Below are 20,377 nucleotides of genomic sequence, written 5' to 3' on the forward strand. Positions count from 1 at the left end.
TAAAAACCTAAAAAATCGCAAAAAAGTTTAAAAAATATTTAACAAAAAAAAATAATTTAAAATCTAAGAATAAATTTCTGTTTTAATATTTTTGAAAGTAATATTTTTTTCTCAAAATATCTAAAACACTAAATATCATTGAATTATTTTTGTTTATCAATTTAAAACAAAATGTTCACATAACCCATCAACATAAATTTGATCGCCTATCTGCAACATTTTTAAAAATTATATTTTTATGCCCAAATCTTAAAACATAATTTTTATTATCCAAAACAATAAGTGAAATTCCACTCTTAAAAATTAATTTCTCAAAATAAAAAAATTAATCCCCTCTGTAGGGTAAGAGCGATTTAAATCATCTACAATATCCTTTAATCTATTAACAATAGATTTATTGGAAGTATAAATAATCAGAATAAAATTTTCTTCAGGCCAAACACCATTACCATGCTTTTCCCCTTTCTTACCTTTTCCATAAACATTTTCTATCTTAGAATAATATACAGACTCTCCTAACTCTTGCTCTATTTTTTCCATACATTCAAAAATGTCAAGCTCTAAAGATAAGTTGGAAATTATTTCAATCCTATACCTATAAAATTTAGCCATATCAATCCTCATCTTCTTCAAATAGATTATCATAACTACTTTTAGTTGAATCATTAATTTTGGATGATTCAACATCTACATTAAACGACACTCTTTTAAACTTAGATTTAAAACTTGAAACAATATTGGAAAAAATTTCAAAAAGCATGGGAATAAAAAATAAAGTAAGAAATGTACTAGCTGTCATTCCGCCAATAAAAGTGAATGCAATTGGTTTTAGAAGTTCATTCCCACTCCCACTAGAAAATGCCATCGGAATAAGCCCTATTATTGAAGTCAAAGAAGACATTAAAATTGGTCTAAACCTTGAACGGCAAGATTCAATAATTGCTTCTCTTAGACCAAATCCCCTCTTGACCAATAAACCGGTATAATCTACAAGAACAATTCCCGTATTTACCACAACACCAACAAGCATAAGCATCCCAATTGCAGCAAAAATAGAAAGTTTTTCTCCTGCAAGGAAATGTATAAGCACAACCCCTATTGCCGTTAAAGGAATTGTAAAAATAACAATAAAGGGTTTTAAAAAAGATTCAAATTGAGAAGCCATAATGCCAAACACAGCAATAATAGCCATAATAATGATTATTTTAAACTGATTCATGATATTTGAAAATTCATTATACTCTCCTTCAACCTTAAGCACTGTGCCCTCTTTATGAGGAACTTTATTGCTAATAAAATCTATAACTTTTGCAGTTACTTGGGTTAAATTATCATTTGGAGAAATACCTGCATTAAGATAAATAGTTAAAGCTTGATTTTCTCTGTAAATAGATTCGGCTTTATTGGTTTTTTCAAAGGTAGCTATTGATGAAAAAGGAATTTTAACTCCAGATGAATTTGTAATAAATATCTTTTCCAAATCTTTTAAACTTTTAACATCCATTCTATCAAGCTTAAGAACAATATCATAATTAAGTCCATCCTCTACATATTGCCCAGCAACAACACCATTAATATTGGCTTTCAACTCATTTAAAATAGCATTCATGTCAATACCATAATTGTAAGCTAACTCTCTGTCTATCTCAACACCAATTTGAAGTTGAGAATCATTTATACTAAGCCTTGGATTTACAAGTTCGGGAATTTCTTTTTTTAACATAGAGACTAAAATTTTTCCATAATCTTTTATATATTCGAAATCATTCGCTGAAATTTTAATTTTAATAGAATCTCCACCACCTAAAGCATTACCGCTGGAAGGCTCAATATTAAATTCAGGATAAAGATTCCCAATACGACTTATAATTTTATACTTAATAGCATCGTAATCTATGCTTTCGATTAACTTATCTCTTGACTCTTCTTTAAGAGGAAACAATACGTTAAAAGTTATTCTGTCAGCATTCAAAGTAGAAATAATACTTTTATATCCTTTAGCTTCGTTTTTTACAATTTCTAAAAATCTATTAGAATAAAATTTTGCATATTCCAAATTAGTTTTATGAGGAAAATTTAAATTAATAACAATAGAATTATCTTTTCCTCTCTCAAAAGTTGTCACATCTAGCAACAATCCTAAAAACAAACTACCAATAAAACTAAAAAAAACAATCAATCCAAAAATCAATTTGTGATTTAAAACTATATTTAATAAATTGATATACAAAAATTCTAAAAAATAATAAACACCAGCAAAAAAAGCATCAATTTTCTTAATAAAAGCACTCTTAATATTTTTTTGGAAGCTTGTGTATAAACCGACATAATGGCTTGATAAAACGGGAACCAAAAAAATAGCAACCAAAAGAGAAACTCCTAAAGAGATAACAATTGTAAATGAAAAGTCTTTAAAAAAATCTCCATATACCCCAAGTTCTGATTTGAAAATAAGAAATGGACCAAAAACACAAATGGAAGTAAAAGTTGAAGACGTAATAGGCAACATCATCTCTTGGGCTCCAAGGATAGAAGATGAAATAAGCTTTGCTCCTTTTTGCCTATATTTATATATATTGTCTATTACAACAATTGAACAGTCAACAACCATTCCAACTCCAAGTGCAAGACCTGCAAGACTCATAATATTAATAGAAACATCTACAAAATACATTAAACAAAAGGTCAGAATAATTGCTATTGGAATAGAAATTCCAATAATTATTGTGGCTCTAAAGCTTCTTAAAAAGAAAAAAATAACAAATATTGCAAGCATAGCCCCAAAATAGGCTGAATTTACAACCGTTGAAATAGACGCTTTAATAAAATCAGTACTATCAGAAGCAATTTCCAATCTCATATCTTTGGGCATAGATAATTTCAATTTTGCTATTTCACTCATAACAACATTAGAAACTGCAATAGAATTGGCATCACTACGTTTTTGAACCGATAAAGAAATTGAAGGCAACCCATTATATTCAACATATTCTGACAAATCTTCAAAATCGGTTTTAATATTAGCAATATCTTTAAGTTTTATCTCAATAGCAGATGAATTTATGCCGGAAGAAACATCGGGCATCTTGTAAGCTATGACTACATTACCAATCTCTTCAATTGATTTAAATTTTCCAGACACTTGAACCAAATATTCTAAGTTGTTCTCTAATATATTACCAGCTGAAAGTTCAAAATTTTGAGATGCTATAATCGAAGATATTCTTGACAAAGAAAGTCCATAAGACTCTAATCTGTTTTGAGAAACTTCAATTAAAACACGTTTTTTACTCCCGCCATTAACAGTAACAATTGCAACTCCATCAAGCCTTTCAAGCTCAGGTTTAATAATCTCATCAGCATATCTTTTAAGCTCAGAAACTGGCCTTACAGAATTAATAACAATTTCCATTACAGGAATATTTTTAAGATTATATCTGAAAATTCTGGGTGTTTGTGATTCACTGGGTAATGAAGATTTTGCCAATTCAAGAGCATCTCGAATTTCATTTAAAGCCAAATCTAAATCGGTTCCATGATAAAATTCAAGCGAAACGGTACTATTTTCTTTAGAAGAAACGCTATATATATTTTTCAAATTCTTTACCGAACTCAAGCCACTCTCAAGAACTCTAGAAACACTCTCTTCAACTTCTTTAGGAGAAGCACCGGGATAAACAGTATTAATGCTTATTTGGGGAATATCAATTCCGGGTAAAAGGTCTACTTTCAATCTTGAAAAGGTATATAAACTCATCATCATTAACAATGAAAATAAAATCAACATTGTTATTGGTTTGCCAACTATTCTCTTTACCAACATAACAAATCTCCTAATAAATTAAATATTGCTTTCAGCTGAAAGACCCTCTTTTGTATCTACCAAATTTATTAGAGCTCCATTAGAAAGAGCAGACATACCTTCTACTACAACTAAATCATTTTCTTCAACCTCGCCCGAAAGAGCTACAATGTTATCTATCTCAAAAAGTACCGTAACAGGCAACATTTGAACACTTTTACCCTCTAAATCAAGTTTAAATACAAATTTCTTACCTTCTCTCTCGACAACAGCCTCTCTTGGGATCTTAATTACATCTTTAAAACGCTTAGTAATAAGTTTGATTTTAGAAAACATGCCAATAATCAGTTTATCCAAATTACTACCAATAGGTGTAAGATATACCTCAATAGCACGACTTTTAGAATCTAAAACAGGAGATATCTCTGAAACTTTAGCTTTAAACTTTTCATTAGGATAAGCTCCAACCTCAATAATAGCATCATTTCCAACTTTAATATTTGAAATGTATTTCTCAGACACATAAGTTAAAATTTGCTTTGCATCTATCCTTCCTACTACTGCTATGCTGGACTGAGAATTAACTGTTTCGCCAATTTTTTTTCTAATATTTAAAATATATCCTGAAATTGGCGCTCTTACTGGATTTTTTAAATATACAGAACCGGGTCTTGAAGGATCAAGAGTTGCAACTATTTGCCCCTTTTGAACATAAGCTCCAAGTTTTATTCTCAAAGAAGTTATTTTACCCGCGGTATCTGGAAAAATATCTGCCTTAACTTTTGTATCTATATCTCCATTTAAAGACAAATAATCACTCAAAATTCCCTTTTTAACTTTTATGGCAATTACTGGGAATCTATAAGAACTTTCTTCCTCTTTGTCAATATTTTTGTTATCAAGCTTGTTATTACTTACACACGCAACTAAAACTAAAACTAAAAAATATTTTTTTAAAAATAAGTTAATATTAAAAATCAAATTCATAAAAATACCTCTTAATCTAATGAATTTATTAAATTCTTATATTCAAGTATAGAATTGGAATAATTCAATTTATCTTCAATGAACTTCAAATCGCTCTGCTTATAAACAAGCTCAATATCATTCAATTTAGAAAGATCTATTACTCCGGAATTAAAAGCATTAAATGCCATTTGATAATTTTTATTAGCTAATTCTACATTAATTTTAGAAGCATCAAGAATCGTTTTATACCTTCTGATATCCTTTCTTTTTTGCACAATACTAGATTTTAAATTTCTAATTTTATCTTCAATATTGTTTTGCAGTATTTTTAGTTGGTAGTTGTTATCTTGTATTTTTGTAAAACTCTTTGAAAATGGAAATATTTCAGTTAAACCATAATTTAAACTAAAAGATGCTGAAAATCCACCTGAAAAACCTTTGGAATTTTCATGAAATGATCTATAAGGAGAATAAGAAAATGACAAAGAAATGCTTGGCAAAAAAGTATCTAGCCAAAGCGAACCGATAATCTGTTCTGTCATTTTTAAGCGCATATTTAACTCCTTAATTTCTAATGATTCGTTAAAATTTAATTCTTCATTAAATAAGGAAAAATCTATTGTCTTGTCTGACAATTCTCCAATAATTTCAAAATCTTGATCCGGATCTAATCCTATTAATAATTTGAAAATTTCTTTTGATTTTTCAAAGTTAATAATCTGACCATCCAAATCTGGTTGAGATTTTTTATACTTAAGCTGTGCATCAAGGAAATCTATTTCTGATATTAGTCCATTATTGTAAGCAATTCTGGCTTGTTCAAATTTAAGTTTACTATTTTGTATTTGACTCTCAAAAACTTTCAAAGTACTCTTTAAAGCTATCAATTGATTGTAAGATTTAAGAACATTTAATTTAATATTACGAACAGCACTCTCCCTTTCTATTTTTGCATTTTCATACTCTAGCATAACAAGTTCTATTCTCTTTAAAACAGAAGGCGATAAAGAAAGACTAATCCCAACTCCCAACCCCAAGCCCCAATAATCTCTCTCAAATTCACTAGAATCAGAAGGATTTCTACTAAATGTAGAGCTAAGATTAACATCTGGAACAAAAATATTCCATGCATTGTTTTTATAAAGTCTTTTTATATTTTCTTTGTATCTAGCATTTTCTGAATCTAAACTACTTTCTAATGCCATATCTACAGCCTGTTTGGGAGATATTTGAATAATTTCAGCAAAAGAAAAAGAGACAGTCATAAAAATTAAAAAAATTTTTTTAATTTAAAGCCCCCTTTATAATAAAAATTAAACTTTAAATTTATAAAACTTAATTGCTATTTATTTTAAAGTTATAAAATTTAATTATTATTTTTAATTCATTTGATTAATCATTATATTATAATACAATTCTAAATATGAACATTTTCAAAATTTTCTTTATCTTAAATTATACGCTTATTTTTTTAATAAAAATTTACCAATACACTTTCTCTAGACTATTTGGATTACAATGCATATACCAACCTACCTGCTCAGAATATTCAATTGAATGCCTTAAAAAATACAATTTTCTAACAGCTTTAATATTAATGACACTAAGAATAATAAGATGTAATGCATTATTCAAAGGAGGAAATGATTTTATTCCTAAATACAATCCTATTTCAACATCTTTAAAAGAATTTCAAAAAAGATTACTCAAATAAAGCCTTATATTTTTCCGGAACCCACATCTTCACAATTTCTTTATTATTCTCAACAAATTCAACTGCATTGCGATACTCTTTGCCTGGCTCTTTATCATTTCTATCCATTAAAGGTAATATTAAATCATCATTCCAATAAAAATGATCAAAAACATAATATGCATCAAGATCATCATCTTCAAGACCAAGCCTAACAAGAGTATGCACACTCTCAACTCCCCCCATAATTAAATCAGGATCATCAAGAAACTTAATATCATACCTAGAAAAAGCCCAATGGGGCTTCCACAAAGGAACTAATACCCACTCGTTTCTCTTTATTGAAGAATTCAAACTTGCTAACATAACACTCTCGCTTGAAGGAACTAGCTCATACTCTTTACTTAATCCATAATAATCAAGCGCTTGTTCTGTAACAATCTGAGTTCCAGAACCAGCATCTATGCCAATCATTTTGTTCTTAAACTTATCCCCTTTACCTTTAAGCTCGCTAATGCTAAAAATTGGAACATAACTTGGCACTACAAACCCCTGAATGGTTCCTTCATAATTTGCTCCAAGATCGACAAATTTTGTTTTCAGCTTTTCGTAATAAAATTTATCAGCTGTAGGAAGCCAAGAAGATACCGTGCCATCTACTTTTCCAGATGCTAAGTACTGATACATTACAGATGTGGTAACTGAAAATATTTCTGCATTGTAGCCCATTTTTTCAAAAACAACCTTTAATACATTTGTAGCTGCTGTTTCTCCGCCCCAATTCACATATCCAATTTTTACCGATTTCAAATCCTTTAAAATCTTCTTTTCATCACAAGAAAAAAAAATAAGAAAAATACAAAATCCAATGAATAATTTATACATAAAATATCCCCCATTTATTTATTATACATTTCCAAAAATCTTTTAAATTTATTTTCTTTCTTTCCCCCATAATGATCTGTATTCAAATAGCTAAATTTAATAAAGATAGATTGCATAATCCTATCTAAAACAATAGCTATAATAACAACTGCTAATCCAGATATTAAACCCTCACCAAAATTCAATCTTTCAATAGAGTAAATCACAGTTCTACCCAAGCCAGACGATCCAACCATTGCAGCAATTACTATCATAGATATCGCCATCATTATTGACTGATTAATACCTTCGATTATACTCTGAAGAGAAAGGGGAAGCTGAACCTGCAAAAGAATACGCAAATTACTACTTCCAAAAGACTTGGCAGCTTCTATTACCTCATCTGAAACTTGGACAATTCCTAACCTTGTATATCTAATAACAGGAGGCATAGCAAAAATTATTGTAGCAAAAATAGCAGAAGCTGTGCCCATTCCAAAAAAAGGAATGGCGGGAATCAAGTAAATAAACGGGGGCATAGCTTGCATTAAATCTAGAATGGGTTTTAAAAAAACATAAAATCTTGGGAAATATCCCCCAAAAATACCTATGGGAATTCCCAAAATAACAGAAACAAATACAGAAACAAATATAATAGCTATTGTATCCATTGAAGCTTCCCAAAGATTAAAATACAAAATAAAAAAGAATCCAGGCAAAATTAAAAATACCAATCTCTTTTTCAAGAAAATAAAACTTAGCAAGCATACAGTCAAAATAAAAAGAACGGGATTAACAAAAAGAAATAAATTTTTTAAATTCTCATATAAAAAAATTATACTTTTAGAAAAACCTACCCCATCAGAAATTGAAAAATTATCAACCAAAAAATCAAAAAAATTATCTATTTTTAATATAAAAAAATCTTTACTCATAAATTTCTATCTTGACAATAGATCGGAAATTTCATTTAAATTAATATATCCGACAATAGCTTCCTTTTTTTTTATTATTAAATAATCTTGCCTATTCAAGTATCCAACAATTTTTTTTATCTCATCATTTAGCTCCAAATTCAAAGATACAAGATTATCATATCTTTTATTAAGAGCTTTATCATATAAGCTAAAACTTTCACCTTGATGCTTAATAATAACATTTAAACCATTATCACTACCAGAGTTTAAATCAAAATCATCTTTTAAAATATCTTTTATTTTTAAAATATTTAAAACAGGTAAATTTTTGATAAAATGAGATATAAAATCTGTACTAGGATTGGCTAAAATTTCCAAAGGTTTGCCAACTTGAATAATTTCTCCATCTCTCATGAAAGCGATTCTATGTCCCAATTTAAAAGCTTCAATTAAATCGTGAGTAATAAACACAACTGTTTTTTTAAGCTTAGCCACTAGCCTTAAAAGCTCTTCCTGCATTTCTCCTTTAATTAATGGATCAAGAGCCGAAAAAGCCTCATCCATTAAAAGAATATCTGGATTAACAACCAATGCTCTTGCTATTCCAACCCTTTGCTTCATTCCTCCAGAAAGTTCATTAATATACTTATATTTCGAATCTTCTAGCCCTACAAGATTTAATACCTCAATAGCACGTTCTTCTCTGATCTTCCTGGAGATGTGCTTGACTTCAAGTCCATAAGTAACGTTTCTCAATACATTCATGTGGGGGAAAAGTCCGAAGTTTTGAAAAACCATTGCAAATTTATCTTTTCTTAAATTAGAAAGATCTTTGCGATTTATTGTATTCATTTCCATGTTATTTACCAAAATAGATCCCGAATCTATTTTGTAAATACCATTTAAGCACCTGACCAAAGTAGACTTGCCACAACCTGACATACCCATAATAACTAAAATTTCATTTTCATAAACATCAAGATTAATATTGGCATTTGCAATAAAAATAGAAGATTCTTTGTAAATTTGCATTCTATCTTTACCATCTTCATAATCTTTTATAGCTCGACTTATCTGCTTTTTGTCAAAATAATAAGAAAATACTTTATAACAATCTTTAATTCTAACAGTAGTCCTATCCAAAGCAAACTCCTCAATAAGCCCGAATTATGCTTCATAACATGTCATTATAAATTATACTAAAATTATTAAATTTTTTACCGATCCGAAATAAAAAAACAAAAGATCCTTTAAAGGATCTTTTGTTAATAATTTGTACTAATTAAATTAAAATTTTACCTAAGCAATGACAAAACATATTGAGGAACTTGATTAGCCTGTGCAATCATTGCCATTGCAGATTGTGTTAAAATGCTATTAGTTGTAGCAGCTACAACCTCATCTGTCATTGTAGCATCTTTTATTTGAGCATAAGATGCTTTTAGATTTTCAATGGCATACTCAGTACTATTCTTTATAGATTCAAGTCTATTTTGGAAAGCACCTAAATTTGCTCTTTGATCACTTACCATTCTAATAGCATTTTCTATTTTAGCAAGCGATGTATTAGCATCAACTGTAGTTGTAACATTAACAGGAGAATTAACTCCACCTTGAGAAGGTGCTGTAGCAGGTGCTGGCTGTTGAGCTCCTTCCTGTTGAATGCCTTCTTGAACAGGCGCAGCCTGAGCAGTTTGAGCTCCCTCACCAGAAAATAAATTTGCAACATTAGCTGCATAAATATTTACAGCAATCGCTTCATCTTGATTTGCTCCCACATGAACTCTTAAAGTCCAAGAAGCTTGGGATCCTGAAAGTGACGCTGGAGTGTTAATTTTTGCGGGTTGCATTCCGAGTTCTTCAGCTGTTTTTACATTTTGGGAAGCAGATTTGTTTGACAACATGTGCATTTGGTTATATTGGGCTTGATCAGCAATTCTATTAATTTCGTCTGTAAGCTGTTCTATTTCAATTTGTATAGAACCTCTGTCTGAGTCTGAATATGTGCCGTTACCTGATTGAACTGCTAATTCTTTCATTCTTACTAAAACTTTTTCTACTTCATTCAAATTTCCCTCTGTTGTCTGAATAAAATTGATAGCTTTTGAGGTATTTCTAGAAGCTTGGGACAAGCCTCTTATTTGAGCATTAATTTTGCCAGAAACTGCCATCCCAGCAGCATCATCAGAAGCTCGATTGATTCTGTACCCACTAGAAAGCTTCTCTTGAGTTTTACTAAGATTAGCAGCATTAATGCCATTATTTCTTGAAGCATTAATAGCTGATGTATTATGATTTATAATCATATATCATTCCTCCATGATAAAATTTAATTATTTATTTTTGGCAAATCCTTTTGCCTTTTAAAAAGAATAGCACAAAAAATTAAAAAAAAGAAACTCGCATAACAATAGCATTAAAATAATTACTATTATCTATTTCTTTGATTAAAATCAAAAGCCTTTAATGTATTTTCTTGATCTTTCATGCGCTTAACGGTAAAATCCAAGGTATTAAGCTCGCCTTCTACTTTTCTTTCTCTATCATCGTACTTCTTTTTATAATCTTCAACTTTATTTTTTTGATTAACAATTTTCAAGTCGTAATTTTTTATTTTATTATAAATAACTCCTCCAGAAGTCACAAGAGGCGACAAACAATCCCCTAGCATTTTAGCAATCCCATTATCATATACTCTGTCACCATTAAGATCAAATAAAAAAAGTTCTCTAACATTATCAATGTTATTGCGAATTGATTCATCAAACTTTTTCTCATCAAGTCTTAAATATCTAGAAAGCCCACCAGAAGAAGAAATGGAGTTAGTAAACACGCCCATCTGATTAATTATTGAAAAACTAGGATCACTAGTAACATAAGGCTTAAAAATTATTGATTCTAATCTGGACTTAAGATTTTTTAACAAAAATTCAGACCTTAGAATACCTAAATTTTTATAAGCCTCTTCTTTTTGAGATTCAGTAAGATAAGTCAACTCTTCAACTATATTAGACTTTTGATTACCAAGTTGATCTTCATTGGAGCTTACAATATTAATCTCAGCAAGAACCTCATTATAAGCACCAATAAAATCCAAAAGAACTCTCTTAATCCCTTCGTAATCGGGTTCAATTTTAGCCTCAACCGTATCACTTGAAGCTTTTTTTAAACTTAATGTCACATTTGGAACTAAATCATTAATAACATTTGAATCTCTCTCAACATCTACTCCATCAAATTTAATTTTTGCATTCTCAGCAAAACTTTTGGCATTTATTGGCAAATAACCGTCTCTATTTTTTGGATCAAAAACTTCGACATTGCTAATCACAACTACCTTATTATTTGCTTTATTTTCAATATTTATTTCTTCTAAATTAGAAAAAGCTCCAATATCAATTTCAACTTCTTCAAAGTTATTTGAAATATTTACTGGAGGAAGCTCCAAAGAACCTTCCTTGCTAGATATTTTAAACATATTCATTTGAATATATTTTTTTTCCAAAGAAGTTTTTAAATCAGATCCAAGGTCAACTACACTATCTTCACTGTCAACTTTTGCATCCTTAAATGTAGCCCCTCCGGGATTAAAAATAATCTTACTATCAGACTCTTCTAAACCTGTATCAAAATACTTAACTTCAAATTTAATTTTACTCCTAGATGTAATTTCAATATCTTCAGGAATTTCAATCGACACTTCTGAAAGCGGATTTAAAACAAGGCTATTGTTTTCAAAAGCAAGTCTATTGTTACTACTAAATTGATTTACAACAATTTCTGAAAGGTCAGGATTAAAATTGGTTTTCAGTTCACTTAAAATGCCAATTTGCTTGGCAAAAGACAATCCTTCTCCTTTGATAACAAGTTTATTTTCTTTACCTTCCTTTAAGGATTGCAAAATAAAACGACTATTCCCATTTTTATCACTTTTCACTATTTTTGCAGATAAAAAACCCTTTCCCTTGTTATTAATATCCTTAACAAGCAAATCAATATTACCATTACTTTTTACATCAATTTCTTTCTTGCCAACTAAAAATATATAATCTCCTTCCGGAATTGTAACTTTTTTAGGATCAAAATTTGAAGACAAAAACACATCAGCTGATGCTATTTGATCAATAATCAATCTGTGAATCTCATTCTTGGCTCCATATCGAGTGGATAAGGTTAAAATTTCGCTATTACTAGAATTCCCTGACATTAGATTAAAAGGGCTGTTAAGTGAAGTAATCTCTTTTGCAAGAGAATTTAAAATAGAAATTTTCCTATTGATTAACTGCCAAGCACTTTTTTCTTGCTCTAAAGATTCAAGTTTCTTAAAAGAAGAATCAATTTTAGCTTTATCGGGTTTAAGCATGGATTCACGAATTTCTTTAGTATTATATTTACTCTCAAGCCCTGGAACAAAAAATCCTGATGCCATAATAATGTCCTTTACGGGATATTATATCATTAATAAAATTTAAAATAAAATATAATAAATTTAAAAAACATAAATTTTTAACTATCTAAACACTTTAAAATAAAAAAATAAACATTAAAAAAGACTAATGTTTATAGTAAAATAAATTAAAAGGAGCATGAAAATGCCAAATTTTTGCTTATTCAATTCAAAATCTGTTTTAACTGGAATTGACAAACTGGATAATTCAGCAGTCCTGATTAAAGATAATAAAATCTTTGATATTGTAACATCTGATAGACTTAAAAAAATGGATCTTGAAGAATACCAAATGATTGATACAAAAGGCAATTATATAACTCCTGGACTTTACGACAATCATATTCATGGATTTCACGGTCATGGAACAGACAAGTGTTCAACAGAGTCAATACTTAAAATGTCAGAACATTTAGCACAATACGGCGTAGTAGGATTTTTACCAACTCTTTATCCAAGACCCATAGACGAAATGGTTCAAACAATAAAAGCTTGCACAGCAGCAATTGGCAAAGAAAAGGGAGCTAAAATTCTAGGACTTCACCTTGAAGGGCCATTTTTTTCCCCGGAAAAAAGAGGAGCACATCCTGTTTCTTATCTTCACGAACCTAGCATTAAAGTTATGCAAAAACTAATAGATGCAGCTGGTGGAGTATTTACAGGTTCAAACGGAAGAAAAAAAACACACATAAGCACGATGACTGTTGCTCCCGAGCTTAAAGGCATGAGAGAGCTTGCAATATTTTGCCTTGAAAACAATATAAACCTTCAAGCGGGACACACAAACGCAAAATACGAAAATATGATCGAAGGATTTCAAGTTGGAATACTCCACACAACCCATTTTTTCAACGCAATGTCAAAACTTGACCACAGAAATCCAAATGCAATAGGAGCAGTACTAATACACGGAGATGTTTCTTGTGAAATTATTGCAGATGGTCATCACATACACCCAAAATTAGTTTTAATGCTTAGAAAACTTAAAGATATAAGTAAAATAGTTCTTGTAACTGACGGACTTACTCCAAATTTTCAAACTTCCGGAAAACTAATTGCAAACGGAGATGAGGTTTATATTGCAGAAGATGGATTATTCCACAGCGTGAAAAGCAACACAATAGCTGGATCAGCACTTACAATGATACAAGGTCTTAAAAATTTAGTAGAATTTGGCTACAGCTTGAGTGATGCTGTTCAAGCAAGTTCCTACAACCCAACAAGAATCCTAAACATTGAGAAAAAGGGGTTAATATGTCATGGATATGATGCAAACATAAATGTCTTAGATAAAGATTTTAATTTAAAGTTAACAATGATAGAATCTAGAATAATTTTTAATAATCTCTAATTTTAACCCATTTTAAGGAGATCGCAATGAGATTAATAATCAGACCCACATATAAAGAAATATCAAAGTGGGCTGCTAATCATGTAGCACAAAAAATTAAAGAATTTTCTCCAACAAAAACAAAGCCATTTGTTCTTGGGCTTCCAACAGGAAGCTCCCCAATCGGAATGTACAAAAGTTTAATTGAATTGAATAAAAGTGAAAAAATTTCATTTCAAAATGTCATAACTTTTAACATGGATGAATATATAGGAATTGAAAAAAATCATCCTGAAAGTTACCATTCATTTATGTGGAAAAATTTTTTTTCTCACATTGATATTAAAAAAGAAAACATAAATATACTAAATGGAAATGCTTTAAATCTCAAAAAAGAATGTGAAGAATATGAAAAAAAAATCAAATCTTTTGGAGGTATCATGCTTTTTGTAGGTGGAATCGGGCCTGATGGGCACATTGCTTTTAACGAACCGGGTTCCTCTTTAACATCAAGAACAAGAATTAAAACTTTAACTCAAGATACAATCATTGCTAATTCAAGATTTTTTGAAGGTAATGTGAACAAAGTTCCCAAAAGCGCTCTAACTGTTGGAATTGGAACAATTATGGATTCACAAGAAATTTTAATAATAGTAAACGGACATAACAAAGCAAGAGCATTAAAGCATGCTATTGAAAAAGGGGTTAATCATATGTGGACAATTAGCGCACTTCAATTACATAAAAATGCAATCATAGTATCTGACAAAGATGCAACTTATGAATTAAAAGTTGGAACAGTAGAATACTTTAATGACATAGAAAAGGAAAACTTTAATAATGATTTAAAATAAATTGCTCAAAGAGTCAGAATTTTATTCTAACTCTAAAATTAAAAATCTTTATAAAATAAAAACTAATTGTTAACTTCGGTGTAAATTTTTGAAACTTCTTCCCAATTTAAAGCCTTTAAAAATGCATCAACATATTCAATTCTTCTATTTTGATATTTAAGATAATAGGCGTGCTCCCAAACATCAATACCTAAAATCGGTTTATAAGACTTCATTAAAGGACTATCCTGATTAGGCATTGAAATCGCTTTAAGACCGCTATCAGGACACAACACTAACCATGCCCAACCACTTCCGAAAATTTTCATTGCAGTATCCTTCAAGATAGACTTAAGAGCATCCAAGCTTCCAAAGGTTATATTAACATCATTTTCAAACTTTTCCAAAAGATTACTCTTGTTGCCTGGTTTTAAAGTTCTAAAATATAGAGTATGGTTCGAATAGCCCCCAGCATTATTTCTTATTAAAGTTTGAAATTCATCTGGAAAATCATGAATATTTTTCAATATGTTTGACACGTCTTTTAAATGACTTTTTCCCATTTTTTCAAAAATAGAATTCAAATTCATTACAAAACCATTATGATGCTTGCTATGATGAATTTCCATAGTTTTAGCATCAATATAAGGCTCAACAGCATCATAATCATAACCAAGTTCTGGTAGTTTAAACATAAAAACCTCCTGTTCTAACTTTTACCGTGACAATTTTTATATTTCTTCCCACTTCCACAATAACAAGGCTCATTTCTACCTATTTTAGGAGAACTTCTAATCACTTGAACATTAGAAACGCTTTTATTTTCATTAATAACAATTCCTGAAAGTTCTTTATGAATTGAATTAACATTCTTAGACTTCTTTACTGACTTAAAATCGGAAGAATGGTTATCCAATTTTAGCTGCAAAACACGTCTTATGGTAGAAACTTTAATATCTTTAATAAGTTCACTAAATATTAAAAACCCTTCTTCTTTGTATTCTGTAATTGGATTTTTATTAGCATAAGATCTTAAATATACAGCCTCCCTTAAAGAGTCCAAATTTGCAAGATGCTCTTGAAATTTAAAATCAATATTTTTCAAATATTCATATCTTAAAAATCCATTAAAAAGTTCCTTACCAATCAAACTTTCTTTCTCATCTAAATTTGCCTTTGCTATTTGCATTAGCTTAGCCTTTAAATCAATAGAATTGATATTTTCAATAGAACCAAGACTCTCGAGCATATAGGCAAAAATTAAATTTATTTCATTTAAAAAAACATTTGAAACTACACTACTTTTTGTTCCCTCAAGCAAAAAACTAAGATATTCTTCTAAGGCAATAAGAATACGGTCCTTAATAGCTGTATCTTCAAGAATAGAATTTCTCTGAGCGTAAATAAAATCTCTCTGTTTTGTAATAACATCATCATACTCTAACAAATGTTTTCTAATTTCAAAATTTCTGTCCTCTACTCTTTTTTGGGCATTAATCAAAGATTTAGTCAAAAGAGAATGTGTAATAGGCTCCCCCGTTGCCATTCCAAGCCTACCCATTAATGACCTTAAATTGTCTCCAGCAAAAAGACGCATTAAATCGTCTTCAAGCGACACATAAAATCTTGAACGACCAGGATCACCTTGTCTTCCGCTACGCCCACGAAGCTGATTATCTATTCGTCTTGATTCGTGGCGTTCACTACCAATAACATAAAGACCTCCAAGACTTTTAACCTCATTATAGTCTTTTAGGTAATTTTCCCTTTCATTCTTAACAGCTTCTTGAAATTCTTCAAGACTTACATTGGTCCCAATTTTTTTTCTAACCCTGTGTTCAATATTACCTCCAAGTTTAATATCCGTACCACGACCAGCCATATTTGTTGCTATTGTAACCGCATGTTTTGCCCCAGCTTCAGCAATAATAAATGCTTCTCGAGAATGATTTTTTGCATTAAGAACTTCATGCTTAATCCCTCTATTTTTAAACATAGCTGATAAAATTTCAGATTTTTCAATAGAAACAGTTCCCACTAAAACCGGTTGCCCCTTCTTGTAAGTTTTATAAACTTCATCTGTAATCGCATTAAACTTAAATTCTTCCGTATAATAAATGGTATCATCCTCATCTATTCGTGCTAACAATCTATTTGTTGGAACTACAACTACATCAAGATTATATATTTTATGAAATTCCTTAGCTTCTGTATCGGCTGTACCTGTCATACCAGAAATTTTATCAAACATTCTAAATAAATTTTGAAAAGTAATAGTTGCCATGGTCTTATTTTCATTAGCAACTCTAACTCCCTCTTTAGCCTCAATAGCTTGATGAAGTCCATCAGAATATCTTCGCCCTGTTAAAACTCGACCAGTAAATTCGTCTACAATCTCAACCCCAGAATCACCAACGATATATTCTCTATCTTTTAAAAAAAGCAAATGGGCTTTCAAAGCTTGAGTCATATAATGAACATAATTAAAATTTGAATCGGTATACATAGACCCACTAATAATGCCTTTAGAAACTAAAAGCTGTTCAAGATTATTAAGTCCTTTAGCGGTAAAAGAAATTCTTTTAGCTTTCTCATCAATAGTATAATCACCATCAAGATCGTCTATTTCTAAAGGATAATCACCTGTTTTGGGATCTTTGGCACACTCTTTTAAAAACGACACAAGAGAATTAACCTCAAGATAAGCATTGGTGTTGCCCTCAGTAGGCCCTGAAATAATCAAGGGAGTCCTTGCCTCATCAATTAAAATAGAATCAATCTCGTCAATAATACAATAATTAAACTTTCTTAAAGATTTTTCATTCAAGTCATAACGCATATTATCTCTTAAGTAATCAAAGCCAAGCTCATTATTTGTAACATAAGTAATATCTTTGGCATATTGAGCTTTTCTTAGATCATAATCCATATTAGACAGAACAACCCCAACACTAACACCTAAAAGATCAAAAACCGGCTTCATCCAATTAGAATCACGCTCTGCAAGATAGTCATTAACAGTAACAATAATAACCCCATCTCCTCTTAAACTATTCAGGTAAGCTGCTTGAACTGAAGAGAGAGTTTTTCCTTCTCCTGTTTTCATCTCTATTATTTTACCTTTGTGAAGAGCAAGCCCTGCGATGATTTGCACATCATAAGGCCTTTCTTTAAGACGTCTTCTAGCAGCTTCTCTAGACAGAGTAAAAGCTCGCTCTAAAATATTCTCTAAAGAATTATCCGATTTTAATTCATCTTTAAGTTTTTCCGTCTCTTTTGAAAAATCTTCATCTGCTAACAACAATGCCCAACGCTCAAGCTTATTAATATTTCTTAAAGTTGGAAGATAATCTTTTAAATCTCTTTTACTTTTTGAGCCAATGGTTGTCTCAAGTACTGCTTTTAACATGTTAGGCATTAATTCTCCTAAATAATTGACTTAAAGTCATTTTTCATTTTAAATGATAATATAAAAAATATGAAAAATTACTGTAAAACTTTTATATTAAGTTTACTTCTTGCAATTATATCATGCAATACTAAAACTTTAAACGAACTAGGAGAAGAACAATTTAAAATACCATTCGGAACACTTCCTGGTGCAATAATGCCCCTGGATAACAAATTTACAAATTCAAAATTTGATATCAAAACATATAATGGGTTAGTGTACATTGCAGAAATAAAAACAAATAAATTAATGATTTTTAACTCGTACGGAAAACTAATACAAACTTATCAAAATGGAATATTTAAAACAAATCCCGATTTAAAAATAAAAAAAATAGATTTTGAAGGAATTCAAGCAATATATCCTTTAAAAGATTTTATTATTGTTGCAGACAAACTAACTAACAAAAAATCAAAATTTAATCAAAAAGAAAATATTGCATACTTTATGAGGATACTAATATTAAACAAAAACTCAACTGTAGAAATTTTGGGCCAAGAAGGTTTAAACAGTACTCCATTTCCACAAATTTACGATGTTAACGTTGACGAAAATGGAAATATTGCAATAATATCAATATATAGCGAAGGCTATATAATATATTCTTATAACAAAGAATTTTCTCCACTTTATAAAATTTACGTCAATAAAAACCTACTAAAAACAATAGACACTCAAAAGAAAAAATACAATATTTCAATAGACAAGGTTTTTTTTGAAGTTAATAAAAAAACTCTTTATGTAAAAATTACTTACTATGAAAACATTGATGATAATGAAAACATAAACGATCTTGGAATTAAAATTAAAGATCAATATATCTATAAAATGAGTTTAAAGAATAACAAAGAATTTGAATTAATAAATAAAATCGCTCTTCCTAAAAACTTACTAGATGATAAACAAGAAAGCTTTATTAATGTTATAAAAATACAAAAAGATAAAATAATAGCATCTACTAATATGAAAAATTTATCTAACAATTTAATATGGAAATTAGACAACAAAGGCTTGATTAAAGAGCAAATAGCTTTAATTGAACCTCCAAATTTAACATTTCTCTCTGAAAGCTTGTCTAAAGATGGGATACTTAGCATACTTTATGGCGGAAAAAATGGTGTTAGTGTTTACTGGTGGAATTTAAATACGTTATTAAAATTATGATTATAAAAAGGTTAGATATGCTAATCTAATGAAAAAGATTAATTGTAATCAACAACTAGAAATTGAATATCAAAAAAAATTAAAAAAACATATCATTGTTGGAATAGTCTTTGTTTTAATTCTCTTATTTTTTAAAATTTTACTAATTCCCAAAATTCAAAATCACGAAAATAATAAAAACAATATTAAAATGATAGTAAACTACAAACAAGAGAAAAGCGGATTATCGATAAAAATAAACATAAAAACAAAAAAAATCTCTAACCTAGGAAAAGCCAAACTAGATATTTATCTGGACAATAGATTAATTGAAAGCAATATGATTTATATAAGCAGTAAAAACTTTACAACATATGCTAAGATAATCTATCAAAATGAAAGTTTATTAAGTATAATATTAAAAAGTAATGGCAATAATAATGTTTTTTATAGCAAAAGAATAAAATCTAGAGGATAAAATATGATGCAAATATACTTTATGTCTGTTTCGCTTAACATCTTAGGAGGAATAATACTTGCATTCCCAATATTAATAGAAAAAATAAAATTTTTAAAAATTTTTGAAGATTTTGTAAATTTAATAAACGATAACAAAAAGGTAAAAAGCATTTTTGGATTATTATTTTTAATAACTAGTACCCTTGAAATAATTAGGCCCTACAAATTGCCAATAATTGGAAACTTGATTCCGGCTGTAAGTTTATTTTTAATTGGATTTATTTTGTTTTTAAAACAAAAATTACCAACAGAAGTTCAAAATAATGAAAAATATGGAAAATTTCAATCAATACTTGAGAATAATCAGCAGATAATTGGCATTATATCAATCATTATAGGAATAATTCATTTTTTAGCAGCAGAAATACCTTTATTATAGGATTAAAAATCAAAAATACAACTTTTAAAG

The 20,377-nt window shown here is 29.4% G+C and carries 17 protein-coding genes; 6 read left to right on the top strand and 11 right to left on the bottom strand.

The window, feature by feature from the left end:
* Nucleotides 1-303: 303 nt before the first annotated feature.
* From QIA21_RS01295 to QIA21_RS01310, 4 genes are read right to left on the bottom strand one after another with little or no spacing between them, the layout of a single operon-like run.
* Entirely contained in the window at nucleotides 304-612 is a 309-nt protein-coding gene (locus QIA21_RS01295) for a PG0541 family transporter-associated protein (protein WP_091972954.1), read from the bottom strand.
* Nucleotide 613: 1 nt separating this feature from the next.
* A complete protein-coding gene (locus QIA21_RS01300; protein WP_301392846.1) occupies nucleotides 614-3,823 on the bottom strand; it encodes an efflux RND transporter permease subunit in 3,210 nt (1,069 codons plus the stop codon).
* An 18-nt stretch (nucleotides 3,824-3,841) separates the two neighbouring features.
* Nucleotides 3,842-4,789 (bottom strand): efflux RND transporter periplasmic adaptor subunit, encoded by a 948-nt coding sequence (locus tag QIA21_RS01305; RefSeq protein ID WP_301392847.1) that lies wholly within the window; start codon nucleotides 4,787-4,789, stop codon nucleotides 3,842-3,844.
* 11 nt (nucleotides 4,790-4,800) lie between these two features.
* A complete protein-coding gene (locus tag QIA21_RS01310) occupies nucleotides 4,801-6,036 on the bottom strand; it encodes a TolC family protein (protein ID WP_091972944.1) in 1,236 nt (411 codons plus the stop codon).
* A 158-nt stretch (nucleotides 6,037-6,194) separates the two neighbouring features.
* On the opposite strand from QIA21_RS01310, the gene yidD reads away from it, so the two are divergent.
* Nucleotides 6,195-6,485, top strand: a complete 291-nt coding sequence (yidD, locus tag QIA21_RS01315; protein WP_301392848.1) for a membrane protein insertion efficiency factor YidD — start codon at nucleotides 6,195-6,197, stop codon at nucleotides 6,483-6,485.
* On the opposite strand, the gene QIA21_RS01320 is transcribed toward yidD, so the two are convergent.
* The 5 genes from QIA21_RS01320 to fliD all read right to left on the bottom strand — a co-directional run bounded on the left by QIA21_RS01320 (nucleotide 6,474) and on the right by fliD (nucleotide 12,674).
* Nucleotides 6,474-7,349: a glycine betaine ABC transporter substrate-binding protein gene (locus QIA21_RS01320; RefSeq protein WP_301392849.1), complete on the bottom strand. Its 876-nt coding sequence runs from the start codon at nucleotides 7,347-7,349 to the stop codon at nucleotides 6,474-6,476. The genes yidD and QIA21_RS01320 overlap by 12 nt on opposite strands.
* A gap of 14 nt (nucleotides 7,350-7,363) precedes the next feature.
* On the bottom strand, nucleotides 7,364-8,263 hold the full coding sequence (locus QIA21_RS01325) for an ABC transporter permease (RefSeq protein ID WP_301392850.1): 900 nt from the start codon (nucleotides 8,261-8,263) through the stop codon (nucleotides 7,364-7,366).
* A gap of 6 nt (nucleotides 8,264-8,269) precedes the next feature.
* The gene (locus tag QIA21_RS01330) at nucleotides 8,270-9,388 is read right to left on the bottom strand and encodes a glycine betaine/L-proline ABC transporter ATP-binding protein (RefSeq protein WP_301392851.1); all 1,119 of its coding nucleotides are present in this window, start codon (nucleotides 9,386-9,388) and stop codon (nucleotides 8,270-8,272) included.
* 152 nt (nucleotides 9,389-9,540) lie between these two features.
* The gene (gene flaB / locus QIA21_RS01335) at nucleotides 9,541-10,551 is read right to left on the bottom strand and encodes a flagellin FlaB (RefSeq protein ID WP_091972930.1); all 1,011 of its coding nucleotides are present in this window, start codon (nucleotides 10,549-10,551) and stop codon (nucleotides 9,541-9,543) included.
* A gap of 125 nt (nucleotides 10,552-10,676) precedes the next feature.
* Nucleotides 10,677-12,674, bottom strand: a complete 1,998-nt coding sequence (gene fliD / locus QIA21_RS01340; RefSeq protein ID WP_301392852.1) for a flagellar filament capping protein FliD — start codon at nucleotides 12,672-12,674, stop codon at nucleotides 10,677-10,679.
* A 163-nt stretch (nucleotides 12,675-12,837) separates the two neighbouring features.
* Between fliD and nagA the strand changes: the two genes are divergently transcribed.
* Nucleotides 12,838-14,043 (top strand): N-acetylglucosamine-6-phosphate deacetylase, encoded by a 1,206-nt coding sequence (gene nagA / locus QIA21_RS01345; protein ID WP_091972924.1) that lies wholly within the window; start codon nucleotides 12,838-12,840, stop codon nucleotides 14,041-14,043.
* Between the two features lie 26 nt (nucleotides 14,044-14,069).
* Nucleotides 14,070-14,876, top strand: coding sequence for a glucosamine-6-phosphate deaminase (gene nagB / locus QIA21_RS01350; RefSeq protein ID WP_091972922.1), 807 nt, complete (start codon nucleotides 14,070-14,072; stop codon nucleotides 14,874-14,876).
* Nucleotides 14,877-14,938: 62 nt separating this feature from the next.
* Here nagB and QIA21_RS01355 read toward each other — a convergent pair whose 3' ends face one another.
* Together QIA21_RS01355 and secA are read right to left on the bottom strand one after the other, a co-directional pair.
* Nucleotides 14,939-15,550 carry a superoxide dismutase gene (locus tag QIA21_RS01355; RefSeq protein WP_091972920.1) on the bottom strand — a complete coding sequence of 204 codons (612 nt, stop codon included), beginning with the start codon at nucleotides 15,548-15,550 and terminating at the stop codon, nucleotides 14,939-14,941.
* A gap of 14 nt (nucleotides 15,551-15,564) precedes the next feature.
* On the bottom strand, nucleotides 15,565-18,264 hold the full coding sequence (secA, locus tag QIA21_RS01360) for a preprotein translocase subunit SecA (RefSeq protein ID WP_301393361.1): 2,700 nt from the start codon (nucleotides 18,262-18,264) through the stop codon (nucleotides 15,565-15,567).
* Nucleotides 18,265-18,333: 69 nt separating this feature from the next.
* Here secA and QIA21_RS01365 point away from each other — a divergent pair, with 69 nt between their 5' ends.
* From QIA21_RS01365 to QIA21_RS01375, 3 genes are read left to right on the top strand one after another with little or no spacing between them, the layout of a single operon-like run.
* Nucleotides 18,334-19,470: an LIC_12708 family protein gene (locus tag QIA21_RS01365; RefSeq protein ID WP_301392853.1), complete on the top strand. Its 1,137-nt coding sequence runs from the start codon at nucleotides 18,334-18,336 to the stop codon at nucleotides 19,468-19,470.
* Nucleotides 19,471-19,498: 28 nt separating this feature from the next.
* Entirely contained in the window at nucleotides 19,499-19,927 is a 429-nt protein-coding gene (locus tag QIA21_RS01370) for a hypothetical protein (RefSeq protein ID WP_301392854.1), read from the top strand.
* Between the two features lie 3 nt (nucleotides 19,928-19,930).
* The gene (locus QIA21_RS01375) at nucleotides 19,931-20,347 is read left to right on the top strand and encodes a hypothetical protein (protein ID WP_200780496.1); all 417 of its coding nucleotides are present in this window, start codon (nucleotides 19,931-19,933) and stop codon (nucleotides 20,345-20,347) included.
* The last annotated feature ends 30 nt before the right edge of the window (nucleotides 20,348-20,377 follow it).

The organism is Borreliella japonica (genome assembly GCF_030438115.2).
GTDB classification, from domain to species: domain Bacteria; phylum Spirochaetota; class Spirochaetia; order Borreliales; family Borreliaceae; genus Borreliella; species Borreliella japonica.